A 16,722-nucleotide genomic window follows, 5' to 3' on the forward strand; every position below is an offset into this window, starting at 1 on the left:
CGACATCCGCGCCTGGCTCACAGACTGGAACGAGCAACCCCGCCCGTTCGTGTGGACCAAGACCGCCGACGACATCCTCGACAAAGTCGCCGCATACTGCCAGAGAATCTCTGACTCAGGTCACTAGACTAGGGATTGGTCCATGCCTCGGGGTCCTCGGCGAGGCCCAGGACGTCGCCGGGCAGCCGGGCCGCGGCCACCTCCGCGAGGGTCACCTCGCCGAGAATCTTGCGCACATTGGCCCGCACCGCGATCCACAGCGGCAGCAGCGACTCCGCCGGTCCGCAGTACGACAGCTCGGGCGGGCGCACTCCGCGCACCGACACCAGGGGTCCGTCGACCACCCGGATCACCTCGGCGATGCTGATGGTGTCCGCCGGGCGGGCCAACCGGTAGCCGCCGTTGCCCCCGCGCTGGCTGGCCACCAGCCCGCCCCGGCGCAGATCGCCCAGAATCCCTTCGAGGAACTTGTGCGGTATGCCCTGCGCACCGGCGATCACCTCGGCCTTGACGGAGGTGTCCTCCCCCGCCGCGGCCAGTTCCAACGCCGCCCGCACCGCATAGTCCGCCTTCGCCGAGATCCGCATGCCCTGATTATCCGCCACCGGCGCGGCGGGCCGTCAGAAGGGCAGGGTGAACGGGGGGTGCTCGCCGTTGAGGAAGTAGTCCCCGACCTCGTGGAGCCGGTGGGCGACGGGGTCGTAGAGCGTATGGGTGCGCGCGTTGCGCCAGAAGCGGTCGAATCCGTAGGCGGAGGAGGCGGAGCGCGCGCCGACGACGTCCAGGGCGCGGGCGGTGGCGTCGTGGGCGGCCCGGGAGGCGGCGGCCTCGGCCGCGGCGGCGAGCACGGTGATCTCGGCGCATTCGTCGTCGGTCAGGTCCTCGCCCCGCGCCAGCCCGCCGTCCAGGGCCTCCAGCGCCTGGTCGGCGAGGGCGGCGGCGGAGAGCGTGGCGACGGTGAGCTCCCCGTAGGTGGTCAGCGCGTACGGATCGCGCGGGGAGGTGTGCGGCCAGGGCGCGTGCACGGCCCTGGTGTACTCGCGGGCCTCGGCGAGCACCCCCTGCGCGATCCCGAGACAGATCTGCGCCGAGACCAGACGCCCGGTCGGCGCGGCCAGACCGCTGAAGGGCGACGGGGTGTCCTCGTCCCAGGAGAGCGGGCCGAGCACCGCACCGTCCTCGACCGGCACCGCGTCGAACTCCACGCTTCCGCCGGCCGCCAGCCGCTGCCCGAAGGTGTCCCCGTCGTCGCCACCGCACACCACACCGGGATCGGCGGCGTCGACGAGCACGGCGAGGGGTTCACCGGTGTCGGCGTGGGTGGCTCGGACGGCCAGCCGGTCGGCGACCAGGACGCCGGTGGCGTACCCCTGGCGTCCGTTCACCACCCGGCCGTCCCTCCCGGAGGTGAGCGTCAGCCGTGGCTCGTGGGTGGTCAGCCCGCCGCCCCAGCACCACTGCCCCGCCGCCGATTCCCGCTCCAGCCGGGCGGCCAGCTCGGCCCCGCCGAAGAAGCGGGCACTGAAGGACAGCAGGTAGTGGCAGCCGAGCACCTGGCCGATCGCGCCATCGGCCGCGGCGATCTTCCGCACGACGGCGCAGGCCGTGGACCAGCCCGCTCCCCCGCCCCCGTGCTCGACGGGGATCAGCAGCGCCAAGAGTCCCGCCTCGCGCAACCGGGCGACCTCGTCGTACGGCGTCTTGCCGGCCTGGTCGCGGATGACCGCGTCCGTGGCGAGGTCGTCCGCCGCCTCGCCGGCAGTCTGCAGCCACCATGCGCGGTCGGGCGCTTCGGCCACCGCATCCACCACCGTCACGCCCGCTCCCCTCCATCCGGCCGGGCTTCATCATTCCCTATTTTTCCAGTAGGGAAAATAGGGAACTTGGCCACGGACGTCCAGTGAGCGATGTTCCACATATGCCAGTGCTACGTTTGTCCGAGAATGCTCTATTCCATGAGGTGAGGTCCGGGGATGGAGGAGCGGCGCGAAACAGACGCGGTGGGGCGCTCCCACTCATGGGGCGATGAACGGCTTTCCCTGCTCTCGACGGTAGGCGCCGCACTCAACGACCGTGAGGCGCTGCAGCACGCCCTGGACCAGGCGGTCTCCGAGCTGGGCGGACTCGCGGGGCTGATGCACTGGTCCTGCGGCCCGGCCGGCAGCCGTACGCTGCGCCTGGTCCTGGCCAGCGGGCTGCCGCTGCCCGCCCTCGGGGGCTGGGAGGAGATCCGCCAGGACGAGGCCCCACTCGCCCCCGCCCGGGCTGTGCGGGACGGCCGCTTCGTCTGGCTGCCGGCGGCCGGCGGCGCGACTTTCGGGCCGGGCGAGACCCCCGGGCCCGGGGAGACCGGCCGCGCCTCCTCCGGGGCCCTGCCGGCGGCGACCACGGTGGCATCCGTTCCGCTGACCGGGCCGGACGGGCCGGTGGGCGCACTGTCCGTCCTCACCGGCCCGCGGGAGCCGACCCCGGAACAGGCCGCCTTCCTCGAGGCGGTGGGAGGCTGGGTGGAGCGCCGCCTCTCGCGCTCGGCGGGCGGGATCGGCGACTGCGACGAACACCCGTGGTGGCACCAGCGGCCGGGCGGCTCGGTGCTCCAGCAGTCCCTGGAAGTGGTCAACGTCGGCTCCTGGGAATGGGGCATCCGCACCGGTGAGATGTGGTGGGACCGGGCGGGCCTCACGCTCCTCGGCATCCCCCGCGGCTACGAGCGGCGGATCGAGAGCTGGATCGACCTGATCCACCCCGAGGACATGCCGCGGGTGATGGCCGCCACCGAGAAGTCGCTCCGTGAGCGGAGCGGGTACGAGGCCGAGTACCGGGTCCGCCGCCCCGACGGAACCAGCGGGTGGGTGCAGAGCCGCGCCCATCTCGAGCTCGACGAGAACGGCGAGCCCGTCCGCATGATCGGGAAGGTCTGGGACACCACCGAGAGCCGGATGGCCCGGGAGTCGGTGGGGCAGGCGCTGCGGTACATGAGCGACGCGTTCTTCGCGGTGAACCAGGACTGGCGGATCACCTTCCTCAATGTCGAGGCCGAGCGCCTGGTCGGCCCGGCCGCGGAGGTGCTCGGCAGGCCGCTCTGGGAGGGCCCCGCGGGCACGGTCCCCGAGCTGGAGGAGCGCTGCCGGCGCGCCGCCGCCGACGGCAGGCCGACCGGGTTCGACATCCAGTGGCCCACCGATGACCGCTGGTACCACATCCGGCTGGTCTCCGTGCCCGATGGGCTGACGGCCTATCTCACCGATGCGACCGAGCGCCGTACCCAGGCCGCGCGGCGTGCGGAGGCCGAGCGTGCCGGTGCCGAACAGGCCGCCAGGATCAGTGAGTTGGCCAGCGCGCTGGCCGACGCGGTGACCACCCAGGACGTCGTCCAGGTCGTCGCCGCGCATGTGCTGCCGCCGTTCGGCGCCTCGGGTCTGCTGGTGCTGTTCCTGGAGGGCGGCCGGCTGAACGTGGTGGGCTCCGTGGGCTATCCCCGCGCCTTCCTCCGCAGGGTCGACGGGGTCCCGGCCTTCGGTGGCTACCGTCTGCTCAACGAAGTGCTCGGCTCGCGGCGCCCGTTCTTCATCTCCTCGACCGAGGAGTACGTGCGGCTCTTCCCCGACCTGTCCGGCAGTCCCGCCCTGGCCCGGAAGAACGCCTGGGCCGTGCTTCCCCTGATCGCCTCGGGCAACGCCATCGGCACCTGCAGCGTCTCCTTCGACAAGCCCCGCCGCCTCACCGCCGATGAGCGCACCCTGCTCACCGCCCTCAGCGGAATGGTCGCCCAGGCGCTGGCCCGGGCCCGTCTCTACGACACCGAGCACGCCCGCGCCCAGGCGCTCCAACGCGGACTGCTGCCCCGGACCCTGCCCTCGCCGGCCGCCCTCACCCCCGCCGTCCGCTATCTGCCCGCCAGCAGCGGTACGGACATCGGCGGCGACTGGTACGACGTCATTCCGCTGTCCGCGGAGCGGGTGGCCGTCGTCATCGGCGATGTGATGGGCCACGGTCTGGCCGAGGCCGCCACCATGGGGCGGCTGCGCACCGCCGTGCACACGCTCGCCAACCTGGAACTGCCTCCCGAGGAGGTCCTGGCCCATCTGAACGAGGTCGTCAGCGATCTGGGCGACGACTCCTTCGCCACCTGTCTGTACGCGGTGTACGACCCCGTCTCGGGCTGCTGCTCCCTCGCCCGCGCCGGTCATCCCCCGCCGCTGATCGTGCGCCCCGACGGAAGCGTGGAGTGCCTGGATCCGACGCCCGATCCGCCGCTGGGCGCCGCCGAGCCCCCGTTCTCCACCGTGGATCTCCAGTTGCCCGACGGCAGTCTGCTGGTGCTGTTCACCGACGGTCTGGTGGAGTCCGCGGCGCGCGATATCGACACCGGCATCGCCGAGTGCACCCAGGTGCTCACCAGCGAGTACGGCCGGCTCCTCACCTGTCCGCCACGCCGTCCGCGCACCAACGGCCGGAGGGCGGGCGGCGAGCACGGCGAGGACCACGACCGGCTCGACCGGCTCTGTGACCTCCTGGTCGGGACGATGCTGCCGGCCCAGCGGCTGACCGCCGACGACACCGCCCTGCTGATCGCCCGGCTCCACGGACTGCCCTCCGGGAACACCGCCGGGTGGCCGCTGCCGGAGGACCCGGTGGCCGCCGGTCTCGCCCGCACCCATGTCCGCGAACAGCTGGAGGCATGGGATCTCGACGATCTCGTCATGACCACCGAACTGCTGGTGAGCGAGCTGGTGGCCAATGTCGTGCGGCACGCGAGGGGGCCGACCCGGCTCCGGCTGATCCGTGGCAGATCGCTGATCTGCGAGGTCTCGGACGCCAGCTCCACCACTCCCCGGATCCGCCGGGCCGCCGAGACGGACGAGGGCGGGCGGGGGCTGCAACTGGTCTCCGCGCTCTCGGAGCGCTGGGGGACCCGCTACACCGCCGAGGGCAAGTGCATCTGGACGGAACAGCCCATCGCGTGCGGCGGCGCGGTCTAGGAGTACGGCGGCCCGCGTCAACCGATGGCGAGCTCGCCGCCCCGGGCCTCCAGGATGGCGCCGGTGATGTAACTCGCCCGCGAGGAGACGAGGAACAGAACGGCTTCGGCGATCTCCTCGGGCACCGCGGGCCGGTCCAGGACCGTGGTCCGCACCACGGTCCGCAGGGCCTCCTCCCCCATCTCGGAGGTGCCCGGTGTACGGACCGGGCCCGAACGCACGGCGTTGACCCGGACTCCCCGGCCACCGAACTCATCGGCCCACACCCGGGTCAGCAGCTCCAGCGCGGCCTTCGAGGCGCCGTACGCCCCGGCGTTGCGGGCGGGGGCACCGGCGGCGACGGTGCTGAGGTTGACGATGGCCCCGCGGCCCCGAGCGGCCATACCCGGTGCGAGCCGCCCGACCAGCAGAAGCGGTGCGCGGGCGTTGATGGCCATATGGACGTCGAACATCTCGGACGAGGTCCCGGCGGTGTCCGCGAACCGGTAGACACCGGCATTGTTGACCAGGACGTCCACGTCCCCCGCCTCGGCGGCCAGCCGCCGCACATCGTCGGCCTCGGCGAGATCCGCCGCCACGAACCTGGCCGTGGCGCCCGCCGCGGACACCTCCTCGACCACCTCCGCACCCCGTCGCGCGTCCCGGCCGTGGACGACGACCTCGGCCCCCAGCGCCGCCAGACGCAGGGCCACGGCGCGGCCGATCCCCGCCGTGGCGCCCGTGACCAGGGCCGTGGCTCCGGACAGCTCACCACTCATGCGGACACTCCTCACCGTGTGCCGGACACCGATCCACACCGCACGCACCGGATGATTACCGCACCGGCCCACGCCGGGCCGGACGGCTCGCCGCCGCTGAGGCTGAACGGGCGCGGCGGCCCGGTGACGTGACGCCGTATCCGCTGATCCGCCCGAGGCCGGACGACGACGCGGCCGCGGCTCCGCGGCTGACACGATCTTCCGCGTCGCGCTGGTCTTTGCTGTACTGCGGGGATGCGGGAAACATCGTCAACCAGCCATGTCGCCCTGGTGACGGGGGCGAACCAGGGAATCGGCGCCGCGACGGCACGAGCGCTGGCGGCCCGCGGCGCCGCGGTGCTCGGCACCTATCTGCGCCCGCGCGGCCCCGGTGAGGGAGACGCCCCGGATCCGTACCACGCCGCGCGGTCCATCGACGGCGAAGAGGTCGCGGCGGAGATCCGCCGGGCCGGCGGGCGGGCCGAGGCATACGAAGCGGACCTCGGCGACCCCGCGGTTCCGGGGAGGCTCTTCGACTTCGCCGAGGACCGCCTGGGCCCGGTCGACATCCTGGTCAACAACGCCTCGGGATGGATCCAGGACACCTTCACCCCCGATCCGGCCGACCGGTTCGACCGGCCGCTGCGCCCCGTCACCGCGCAGACCTGGTCCCGGCAGTTCGCGGTGGACGCCATGGCGCCGGCGCTGCTGATCGGTGAGCTGGCCCGCCGCCACCGGGCACGCGGTGCCGACTGGGGGCGGATCGTGGGTCTGACGTCGGGAGGGGACCTCGGTTTCCCAGGAGAGGTGTCCTACGGTGCGGCGAAGGCCGCGCAGACCGACTACACCCTGTCGGCCGCCGCGGAGCTGGCCGCCCTCGGCATCACGGCCAATGTGGTGCAGCCGCCCGTGACCGACACCGGGTGGGTCACGGACGAGGTCCGGCGGTTCGTCGCCTCCAGCCCCACCCATTTCCATGTCGCCGATCCGGCCGAGGTCGCGAAGACCATCGTCTTCCTCGCCTCGGACGAGGCCGCGCTCATCACCGGAAACGTCATCACCCTTCGCTGAGAAGGCTCTTCGCCGAGACGGCCTTCGCCAAGACCGCCCTTCGTCCAGACGCCATCACCGTTCGCCAGAGGGAGTGCAGAAGTGACTGACACGGGAACACACGGTCGGCGGCGCAGCGCGGCCTGGTTCGGCGCGGAGGGCCGGTCCGGCATGGTCTACCGGTCCTGGATGCGCAACCAGGGCTATTCCGGGGAGGTGTTCGACGGCCGTCCGGTGATCGGCATCGCCACGACGTGGTCGGAGCTGGCGCCCTGCAACAGCCATCTGCAGCGGGTGGCGGAGTCGGTGAAGCGCGGGGTCTGGCAGGCCGGTGGCTTTCCGCTGGAGTTCCCCGCGATGGCGCTGGGCGAGACGCTGATGCGGCCCACCGCGATGCTGTACCGCAATCTGCTGGCCATGGAGGCCGAGGAGCTGATACGGGCCAATCCGCTGGACGGTGTGGTGCTGCTGTCCGGCTGTGACAAGACCACCCCCGGTCTGCTGATGGCCGCCTCCAGCGTCGATCTGCCGGCCATCATGGTCACCGGCGGACCGATGCTCAACGGCAAGTACCGGGGCGGGGATGTGGGCTCGGGCACGCAGGTGTGGCGGTTCGAGGCCGAGCTTGCGGCCGGGCGGATGACCGAGGAGGAGTGTTTCTTCGCCGAGGGCTGCATGGCCCGGTCCAACGGGCACTGCATGACCATGGGCACCGCGTCCACCATGGCATCCATGGCCGAGGCGCTCGGCATGCAGCTCCCCTATTCGGCGAGCTGGCCGGCGGTGGACTCGCGGCGGTACGAGACGGCGCAGCGCGCCGGGCAGCGGATCGTGGCCATGGTGGAGGAGGATCTGCGGCCGTCGCAGATCATGACCCGGGCGGCGTTCGAGAACGCGATACGGGTCAACGCGGCCATCGGCGGCTCCACCAACGCGGTGATCCATCTGCTGGCCATCGCGGGGCGGCTGGGGGTGCCGCTGAGCCTCGACGACTTCGACGCGCTGGCCCGGGAGGTGCCCACACTGGTCGATCTGCAGCCCTCCGGACGGTTCCTGATGGAGGACTTCTGCTACGCCGGGGGCCTGCCGGTGGTGATGCGCGAGCTGGGCGCGCTGCTGCACACCGAGGCGGCCACGGTGAACGGGCGCACGGTGGCGGAGAACGTCGGCGACGCCGAGTGCTGGAACCGTGAGGTGATCCGGACGCTGGACGACCCGTTCCAGGAAGCGGGCACCGGCACCGCGGTGCTGCGCGGCAATCTCGCACCCGACGGCGCGGTGATCAAACAGTCCGCCGCATCCCGCCACCTGCTCCGGCACCGCGGCCGGGCCCTGGTGTTCGACACACCGGAGGACTACATCGCCGTTCACGCCGATGAGGACCTGCCGGTGGACGAGAACACCGTGCTGGTGATCCGGGGCAGCGGCCCGCGTGGCTACCCGGGCATGCCCGAGGTCTCCAATGTGGTGCTGCCGCCCAAGTTGCTGCGCAAGGGCGTCGAGGACATGGTGCGGATCTGTGACGGCCGGATGTCCGGCACCGGCTTCGGCACCGTAGTGCTCCATGTGGCCCCCGAGTCCGCCGTCGGCGGCCCGCTGGCGCTGGTGCGCGACGGCGACTGGATCACCCTGGACGTCCCGGCGCGTGCGCTCACCCTGGAGGTGGCCGAGGACGAGCTGGAGCGCCGACGGGCCGCCTGGCAGCCTCCGCCGCCGGTCGCCGCCCGGGGCTGGAGCAGGCTCTACACCGAGCATGTGCTCCAGGCGGACCAGGGGCTGGACCTGGACTTCCTGGTCGGCTCCAGCGGACACGAGGTGCCCCGCGAGTCCCACTGACCCGCTCGCACGGCCACCGCCGTCGGCGGTCGGATCGTTCCCGCGGCGGTCTTCCCGCGGCGGGCGTGCGCGGGCCGTACGTAGGGCCCGCGCACGGGTGCCGTCAGTGGGCCAGGAGCCTGCGCAGCCACCGCCGCCGCGCCTCCCGCGCGTCCCGCGAGACGGCGGCCTGCGGTGCCATGCCGCCGAAGCCGTGGAAGGCCCCGGACCAGACGTGCAGTTCGGCCGATCCCCCGGCTCGCCAGATGCGGCTGGCGTAGTCCACGTCCTCGTCGCGGAAGGTCTCCGCCGAGCCGACGTCGATGAACGCGGGCGGCAGTCCGGACAGGTCCGCGGCACGGGCGGGCGCGGCGTACGGCGAGACGTCGTCGCCCCCGCGTGCGTCGCCGAGCAGCGCGGTCCATCCGGCCTCGTTGGCGGCGCGGTCCCACACCCCGATCCCGGTCATCTGCCGGGCGGACGGTGTGTCGTTGCGGTCGTCCAGCATGGGACACATCAGCAGCTGCCCGAACAGGGCCGGGCCGCCGCGGTCCCGGGCCAGCAGCGCGACGGCCGCACCGAGGCCGCCACCGGCGCTGCCGCCCACGACCACGATGCGCCCCGGGTCGATGCCCAGCTCTTCGGCGTGTTCGGCGGTCCAGCGCAGCCCGGCGTAGCAGTCCTCGACCGGCCCCGGATGCCGGGTCCCCGGCGCCAGGCGGTATTCGACGGACACCACGGCGATCCGCAGTTCCTGGGCGAGGTCGAGCAACTCCGGCATACCCAGACGGTTGTGGCCGACCGTCATGCCACCGCCGTGGATGTGATAGAGCGCCGGTGCGGGAATGGCCGCGTCCGCCAACCGGCAGATCAGCAGCGAGACCTCCGGCGCGTCCGCCGGGCCGGGGACGGACCGCTCCTCGACCAGGAAGGCGCCGTCGCGCTCCAGATCCTCGTTCGTCAGCGTCTCCATACCGGGCACGCCCTGACCGTCCCCCGCCTCCGGATCCGCCCCGGACCCGCCGGGCCGCAGTATCTCGCCGATGGCCTCGAGTGGCGCGATGAGCTCCGGGTCGAACGGCGGCGGTGGCCCGAGCGGCACCGTGGCCGCCGGGTCGGGGGAGGTGTTCGCCATGGTCGGCTCCCAGGGTCGTGGTGACGTAAATCCCCGTCGCCGACCGCCCACTGCCCGAAGAGCAACCGCCGCGCGGACGATCTTATCGGCCGGGTGGCGGCACGGCGGCCGGTTCGACGGAGGCACCGGGCGGTCAGCCGTTCCAGCTCTCGTCGTACGGATCGTGCGGGGCCGGGACCGGTCGGGAGCTGCTGACCTCGAGGTACGGGATGGCGCCACCGCCCACGGGGTCCTTGGTCCGCTTGCGGGTGTAGGTGCCGATGACCTGCAGCCAGGTGTCGGGTTGCAGCACCGGCGGGATCCGTCCGGTCAGGCCGATCTTGACGGGCTGGGCGTCGGCGGCGCAGCAGTTGAGGGCCATGCGGACGAGGTAGGGGGCACCGTGGCCGTCGAGGGCGATGAAGCCGGTGACCTCGATCCTCCGGTGCTCCAGGGAGTGCCCGTGGTCGTACACCGCGCGGCCCGCGTAATCGGCCACGTTGAGCGGCAGCGGGTCACCGGCGGGGAGCGCGGGGAAGCCCCAGGGGCGTTGCAGCGCCGTGCCGGTGTGCATGGCGGTGTACGAGCCCAGCGCGGGCGGCGCCACCAGGATGAGGGCGAACAGCGGGAGCACGAGGAGCCAGGAGACCCGTGGTTCCCGGTGGGCGTGGCCGCCGTCGCCCTCCTCCGCGTGCGGGTCACGATCGGCCGCGCGCGGCCGCTCGTACCAGAGGGTGGCGACTGCGGCCGCGATCAGGACGACACCGGCCGCGAGGAGCAACGGGCGCAGCCCCGCCTTCACATAGCGCAGATACAGGCCGGTGAAACCGGCCCGCAGCACCGCCCCGCCAATGAGGAACAGCACGATCGCCTGAGCCTTCCGGTTCACAGCAGCACCGCCCCGACCAGGACCGACATCAGCACGGCGAGGACGAAGGTGGCGGGGGCGAACCGCAGCGCGAACCCGCGGCCGAAGGTACCGGTCTGCATGGCGAACAGCTTCAGGTCGATCATCGGCCCGACGACGAGAAACGCCAGCCGGGCGGTGAGCGAGAACTGCGACAGGGACGCGGCCACGAAGGCGTCGGCCTCGGAGCAGATCGACAGCAGCACCGCGAGGACCGCCAGGGCGAGGATCGACACCACCGGGTCATCGGCCGCGCCACGCAGCCAGCTCACCGGCACCACGGCCTTGAGGGTGGCCGCGGCCATCGCGCCGACGACGAGGAAACCGCCGGCGTGCATCACATCGTGGCGTACGGACGCCCAGAACGCGGCGCCCCTGCCGTGGCCGTGGAAGGAGGGGCGGGCCGGTGGGCGCAGCCAGTCGGCCCGCCCCAGCCGCTGCCACAGCCAGCCCATCGCACACGCCACGAGCAGACTGGCCACGAACCGGGCGAGCACCATCTCCGGGTCGCGGGGGAACGCGACGGCGGTGGCGGTCAGCACGATCGGGTTGATCGCCGGGGCGGACAGCAGAAACGCCAGCGCCGCCGCGGGGGTGACGCCCCGGCGCACCAGCGCCCCGGCCACCGGCACCGAGGCGCATTCACAGCCGGGCAGCACCGCCCCGGCCACCCCCGCCACCGGCACCGCGAGGGCGGGCCGCCGCGGCAGCGCGCGGGCGAAGAACGACGGCGGGACGAACACCGCGATGAGCGCCGACAGCAGCACCCCGAGCACGAGGAAGGGCAGGGCCTGGAGGACCACCGCGACGAACACGGTCATCCAGCTCTGCGTCACCGGAGCCGACAGCGCCCGCCGGATCGGCCCCTGTGCCGTGACCACCAGGACCAGCAGCATGATCAGGCCGAGGGACGAATCGAACCGCCCACCCCGCGGATCGCCCGCGTCGCGACGGCCGGCCCGGGTCGGGGTCGCTTTGGTCGTGGTGCTCACGGGTGAGGTACCTCCGGCGTCGAGGGTGCGTGCGCGGTTCCCCGCCCCCTCCAGTACGCCGGTTCGGCCCCGAGTGCTCACCGTTCCCACCCATGAGCCGGATGTCCTGTGCCCACCACGATCCGGACGAGCTTGAGCCGCTCCGCTCAGCCGGGGTTCACCCAGGTGCCCCGCTCGGCGGAGCGGGCCATGGCGTCCAGCACGGTGGCGCTGTGCACGGCGTCGTCCAAAGTGGCGCCGTAGGCGGTGCCCTCGGCGATGGAGCGCACGAAGTGGTACGCCTCGATCACCTTCAGATCGTCATAGCCCATGCTGTTGGCCGCGCCGGGCTGGAAGGCGGCGTACTCGCCGTGTCCGGGGCCGATGTACACGGTGGAGACGGGCTGGTCCTGGTAGGCGGTGCCGTGGCTGACGCCGAGTTCGCCCATGCGCCGGAAGTCCCAGAAGACGGCGCCCTTGGTGCCGTGGATCTCGAAGCCGTAGGTGTTCTGCTCGCCGACCGAGACCCGGCACGCCTCCAGCACCCCGCGGGCGCCGGAGGTGAAGCGCAGCAGACAGGAGACGTAGTCCTCGTTCTCCACCGGGCCCAGCTCGCCGCCGGTGGCCCGGGTGTGTCCGGCGGTGGCGCCGGTGGGGCGGGCCCGCTCGGGCACGAACACGGCGGTGTCGGCGGTCAGGGCGTCGATCTCGCCGAGCAGGAAACGGGCCAGGTCCACTCCGTGGGAGGCGAGGTCGCCCAGCACTCCGCTGCCGCCACGCGCGCGTTCGTACCGCCAGGTCAGGGCACCTTCGGGGTGGGCGGCGTAGTCGCTGAAGAGGCGGACGCGGGCGTGGGTGACGGTGCCGATCTCCCCGGCTGCGATCATGGCGCGCGCGGTCTGGACGGCGGGCGCGTTGCGGTAGTTGAAGCCGACCGCGCCCTGGACCCCGGCCTCGGCCACGGCGGCGGCGACCGCGCGGGCGTCGTCGGCGGTGAGCCCGACCGGCTTCTCGATCCAGATGTGCTTGCCCGCCCGGGCCATGGCGATGCCGATCTCGCGGTGCAGAAAGTTCGGCGCGGCGATGCTCACGGCCTGGATCCGGGGGTCGGCGGCGACCTCCTGCCAGTCCCGGACGGCGGTGGCGAAGCCGTACCGCCCGGCGGCCTCCTCGGCCCGTCCGGGCACCTCGTCGGCGACGGCGACCAGTTCGGGCCGTACGGACAGCTGCGGGAAGTGGTGCGGCAGCCGGACGTACGCCTGGGTGTGCACCCGTCCCATCCAGCCGAATCCCACGACGGCGACCCCGAGCGTACTCACCATGACTGCCCTTCTTTGGACCGTTCCAGAAATATCCCGGCCCACACTGGAAGCCCTATCCGCAGGGTGTCAACCCCTTTGACAACCACGTCCGCCCTGTGGAACGGTCCAGAACATGAGACCACCGACGATCCGCGATGTCGCCGAACGGGCCGGAGTGTCGAAGTCGCTGGTCTCCCTGGTGCTGCGCGGCTCCGAGCAGGTGCGCCCCGAGAAGCGGCAGGCCGTGCTGGCCGCCGTCGAGGAGCTCGGCTACCGGCCCAACGCCGCCGCGCGCAGCCTCAGCGAGCGGCGCACCCGGACCGTCGGGGTGCTCCTCAACGACCTGCGCAACCCCTGGTTCGTGGAGCTGCTCGACGGCCTCAACTCCCAGCTGTACGCGAGCGGTCTGCGGACGCTGCTGGCCGACGGCCGGCTCAACCGGCGGCTCGGCGAGGACCTCACCCACACCTTCACCGAGCTGCGGGTCGACGGCCTGATCGCGGTCGGCACGCTCCCGGACCCGGCGGCGGTGCGCACGGCGGCCGCGCGGGTGCCCACGGTGGTCGCGGGCACCCGCGAGCCCGTGCTGCCCCACGTGGACATCGTCGCGGGCGACGACGAGCTGGGCGCCCGCCTCGCCACCGAGCACCTCATCGGCCTCGGCCACCGGCGCATCGCCCATATCGCCGGGCGGGGAGTGGTGGGCGAGCTGCGCCGCCGCGGCTTCGAGGCGGTCATGCGCGAGCACGGCCTGGCCGGGTCGGCGGCCGTGGAGCAGGGCGATCTGACCGAGGAGGGCGGCTACCGGGCCACGGTCCGGCTGCTGGCCGCGCCGCGCCGGCCCACCGCCGTCTTCGCGTTCAACGACATGGCGGGGGTCGGCGCCCTGTCGGCCGCCGAGGAGCTCGGCCTCCGGGTGCCCGACGACCTCTCCCTCGTCGGCTACGACAACACCTATCTCGCGCGGCTGCGCCATCTGTGGCTCACCACCGTGGACAACGCGAACCACGACATCGGCCGTCGCGCCGCACGCCGCCTGCTCGACCGGATCGCCGACCCCGCCCGCCCCGGCGAGGTCGCCCTCACCGCCCCGGCTCTTGAGGTCCGCGGTACGACCGCGCCACCGCGATCGGCCGACTGACCGTCGCGCACCGCCCATTGACGCCCCGTCGGTCCCTTGCCTATCGTCCGTCCGAAGTACTGAGCAGTGTCCGATATTTCGAACATTCTGCGGTACAGGAGTCGCCATGCGATCAATGGGACGCATCAGACCGGGCCTCGGCCTCACCCTGAGCGCTCTGCTCACCACCTCGCTCGCCGCCGCGTCGCTCACCGATCCCACGGCCGCCGGAGCCTCCTCCGCGGCCGTGACCGACTACTCGATCACCGTCGATCCGGACCGCGCGGGCCCGGAGATCGACGACGCGATGTACGGCATCTTCTACGAGGACATCAACCGCGCCGCGGACGGCGGGCTGTACGCCGAGCTGGTCCAGAACCGGTCCTTCGAGTACGACACCGCCGACCACGCCTCGTACACGCCGCTCACCTCGTGGACCGAGACCACGACCGGCGGCGCCACCGGCACGGCGCGCGTGGTGAACGACGAGGCGCGGCTCCATGAGAAGAACCGCAACTACCTGCGACTGGATCTGCGCGGGGACGGCAGCGGCGCCGGGGCGGGGTACGGCGTCACCAACGCCGGATACAACACCGGCATCGCGGTCCAGGCCGGAAAGACGTACGACTTCTCGGTGTGGGCCCGCACCGACAACCCCTCGGGCACCCCGCTGACGATCGGCCTGCACACCGCCTCGGGCGCCACCGCACTCGCCACGCCGCTGCGCGCCACCGTGCGCGGGGACCGCTGGACGAAGTACACCGGGACGCTCACCGCGCGCGCCACGGACACCACCGGACGGCTCGCGGTGACCGCCGGAGGTGGCGGCACCGTCCGGCTCGACATGGTCTCCCTCTTCCCCCGGGACACCTACAAGGGCCATCCGAACGGGCTGCGCAAGGACCTCGCGGACAAGATCGCCGCGCTGAAGCCGGGCTTTCTGCGCTTCCCCGGCGGCTGTCTGGTGAACACCGGCAGCCACCGGGCGTACGAGGCACCGGGCTGGGAGCGCAAGCGGTCCTACCAGTGGAAGGACACCGTCGGCCCGGTCGAGGAGCGGCCCACCAACGCCAACTTCTGGGGCTACAACCAGTCCTACGGCCTCGGCTACTTCGAGTACTTCCAGTTCGCCGAGGACATCGGCGCGACACCGCTGCCGGTGGTGCCCGCCCTCGTCACCGGCTGCGGCCAGAACAAGGCCACCGACGACCCCGAGCTGCTGAAGCGGCACATCCAGGACACCCTCGATCTGATCGAGTTCGCCAATGGTCCGGTGACCTCCACCTGGGGCAAGAAGCGTGCGGAGATGGGACATCCGAAGCCCTTCGGGCTGAACCGTCTGGAGGTCGGCAACGAGGAGAACCTCCCCGACGCCTTCTTCGAGCGCTTCACCGAGTTCCGCAAGGCCATCGAGGCAAAGCACCCGGAGATCACGGTGATCAGCAACTCCGGGCCCGACGACAGCGGCGTCACCTTCGACCGCGCGTGGGAGCTGAACCGCGCCGCCAAGGTGAAGATGGTCGACGAGCACTACTACAACAGCCCCCAGTGGTTCCTGGAGAACAACAAGCGCTACGACTCCTACGACCGCCAGGGCCCGAAGGTGTTTCTCGGCGAATACGCCTCACAGGACAACCGCTTCGGCAACTCCCTCGCCGAGGCCGCGTACATGACCGGCCTGGAGCGCAACGCCGATGTGGTGAAGATGGCCTCCTACGCCCCGCTGCTGGCCAACAAGGACTACGTCCAGTGGCGGCCGGATCTGATCTGGTACGACAACGCCGCCGCCTGGGGCTCGACCAGCTATGAGACCCAGAAGCTGTTCATGAACAACGTCGGCGACCAGGTCGTGCCGAGCGAGGCGTCCGCCACCCCGTCCCTCCCCTCCGGCCCGATCACCGGCGCCGTCGGCCTGTCCACGTGGGCCACCAGCGCCGCGTACGACGACGTCCAGGTCACCTCGGCGGACGGGGGCACGCTGCTCAGCGACGATTTCTCCGGCGGCGACGGCAAGTGGACGAAGGCCACCGGGACCGGCTCCTGGCAGGTGCGGGACGGAGCGTATGAACAGTCCGACACCGGTGCCGAGAACACCATGGTCACCGCGGGCGACCGCGGCTGGCAGAACTACGACCTGAAGCTGAAGGCCACCAAGCGCGCGGGCAGCGAGGGCTTTCTCATCGCCTTCGGGGTCAAGGACACCGGCAACTACTACTGGTGGAACCTCGGCGGCTGGGGCAACACCCGATCCGCCGTGGAGAAGGCCACCGACGGCGCCAAGCAGACGATGGCCGAGGACGGCACCAAGATCGAGACGGGCCGGGCGTACGACGTGCGGATCGAGGTCCGCGGCCGGCAGGTGACCCTGTACCTGGACGGGAAGAAGTGGGGCGCGTTCACCGATGACAAGGCCGCCGAGCCGTTCCGCCAGGTGGTGACGCGCGACAAGGCCACCGGTGAGCTCATCGTCAAGGTCGTCAACGCCCAGGACGCGGCCGCCCGCACCCGTATCGACCTCGGCCAAGGGGTCAAGGTCCGGCGCACCGCGCGGCTGACCACGCTCCAGGGCGCCCCGGACGCGGTGAACAGCGCCACCGATCAGCCCATCAAGCCGAGCAGTTCCACACTCGACGGTGTGGACACCACCTTCAGTCACACCTTCCCGGCGAACTCCATCACGTTCATGCGGATCGCGACACGGAAGTAACGACGCATAAGCCGCGGC

12 protein-coding genes and 1 pseudogene are annotated in these 16,722 nt (G+C 72.0%); 6 read left to right on the forward strand and 7 right to left on the reverse strand.

Annotation, left to right across the window (positions count from 1 at the left end):
* Positions 1–127, forward strand: a pseudogene (locus J5X86_RS51285) (IS630 family transposase); the annotation flags it as partial.
* 1 nt (position 128) lies between these two features.
* Here the strand turns inward: J5X86_RS51285 and J5X86_RS38125 are convergent.
* The gene (locus tag J5X86_RS38125; protein WP_208521241.1) at positions 129–587 is read right to left on the reverse strand and encodes an Rrf2 family transcriptional regulator; all 459 of its coding nucleotides are present in this window, start codon (positions 585–587) and stop codon (positions 129–131) included.
* A gap of 33 nt (positions 588–620) precedes the next feature.
* The gene (locus tag J5X86_RS38130) at positions 621–1,817 is read right to left on the reverse strand and encodes an acyl-CoA dehydrogenase family protein (RefSeq protein ID WP_208521242.1); all 1,197 of its coding nucleotides are present in this window, start codon (positions 1,815–1,817) and stop codon (positions 621–623) included.
* 156 nt (positions 1,818–1,973) lie between these two features.
* Between J5X86_RS38130 and J5X86_RS38135 the strand changes: the two genes are divergently transcribed.
* Positions 1,974–4,982: a SpoIIE family protein phosphatase gene (locus tag J5X86_RS38135; protein WP_243982539.1), complete on the forward strand. Its 3,009-nt coding sequence runs from the start codon at positions 1,974–1,976 to the stop codon at positions 4,980–4,982.
* A 17-nt stretch (positions 4,983–4,999) separates the two neighbouring features.
* Here J5X86_RS38135 and J5X86_RS38140 read toward each other — a convergent pair whose 3' ends face one another.
* A complete protein-coding gene (locus tag J5X86_RS38140) occupies positions 5,000–5,740 on the reverse strand; it encodes an SDR family NAD(P)-dependent oxidoreductase (protein WP_208521243.1) in 741 nt (246 codons plus the stop codon).
* A 234-nt stretch (positions 5,741–5,974) separates the two neighbouring features.
* Between J5X86_RS38140 and J5X86_RS38145 the strand changes: the two genes are divergently transcribed.
* The gene (locus tag J5X86_RS38145; RefSeq protein WP_208521244.1) at positions 5,975–6,790 is read left to right on the forward strand and encodes an SDR family oxidoreductase; all 816 of its coding nucleotides are present in this window, start codon (positions 5,975–5,977) and stop codon (positions 6,788–6,790) included.
* An 81-nt stretch (positions 6,791–6,871) separates the two neighbouring features.
* Entirely contained in the window at positions 6,872–8,605 is a 1,734-nt protein-coding gene (locus J5X86_RS38150; RefSeq protein WP_208521245.1) for an IlvD/Edd family dehydratase, read from the forward strand.
* Positions 8,606–8,708: 103 nt separating this feature from the next.
* On the opposite strand, the gene J5X86_RS38155 is transcribed toward J5X86_RS38150, so the two are convergent.
* The 4 genes from J5X86_RS38155 to J5X86_RS38170 form a co-directional block, all read right to left on the reverse strand.
* Positions 8,709–9,719, reverse strand: a complete 1,011-nt coding sequence (locus tag J5X86_RS38155; protein WP_208521246.1) for an alpha/beta hydrolase fold domain-containing protein — start codon at positions 9,717–9,719, stop codon at positions 8,709–8,711.
* 133 nt (positions 9,720–9,852) lie between these two features.
* On the reverse strand, positions 9,853–10,587 hold the full coding sequence (locus J5X86_RS38160) for a TIGR03943 family protein (protein WP_208521247.1): 735 nt from the start codon (positions 10,585–10,587) through the stop codon (positions 9,853–9,855).
* Positions 10,584–11,597: a permease gene (locus tag J5X86_RS38165; protein ID WP_208521248.1), complete on the reverse strand. Its 1,014-nt coding sequence runs from the start codon at positions 11,595–11,597 to the stop codon at positions 10,584–10,586. Before J5X86_RS38165 ends, J5X86_RS38160 begins: the two co-directional genes overlap by 4 nt.
* A 146-nt stretch (positions 11,598–11,743) precedes the next feature.
* Positions 11,744–12,898: a Gfo/Idh/MocA family protein gene (locus tag J5X86_RS38170; protein WP_208521249.1), complete on the reverse strand. Its 1,155-nt coding sequence runs from the start codon at positions 12,896–12,898 to the stop codon at positions 11,744–11,746.
* 112 nt (positions 12,899–13,010) lie between these two features.
* Here J5X86_RS38170 and J5X86_RS38175 point away from each other — a divergent pair, with 112 nt between their 5' ends.
* Together J5X86_RS38175 and J5X86_RS38180 are read left to right on the forward strand one after the other, a co-directional pair.
* Positions 13,011–14,018, forward strand: a complete 1,008-nt coding sequence (locus J5X86_RS38175; protein ID WP_208521250.1) for a LacI family DNA-binding transcriptional regulator — start codon at positions 13,011–13,013, stop codon at positions 14,016–14,018.
* A gap of 106 nt (positions 14,019–14,124) precedes the next feature.
* The gene (locus J5X86_RS38180) at positions 14,125–16,704 is read left to right on the forward strand and encodes an alpha-L-arabinofuranosidase C-terminal domain-containing protein (protein WP_374229332.1); all 2,580 of its coding nucleotides are present in this window, start codon (positions 14,125–14,127) and stop codon (positions 16,702–16,704) included.
* The last annotated feature ends 18 nt before the right edge of the window (positions 16,705–16,722 follow it).

This window comes from Streptomyces sp. NEAU-YJ-81 (assembly GCF_017592595.1).
Classification (GTDB): domain Bacteria; phylum Actinomycetota; class Actinomycetes; order Streptomycetales; family Streptomycetaceae; genus Streptomyces; species Streptomyces hygroscopicus_B.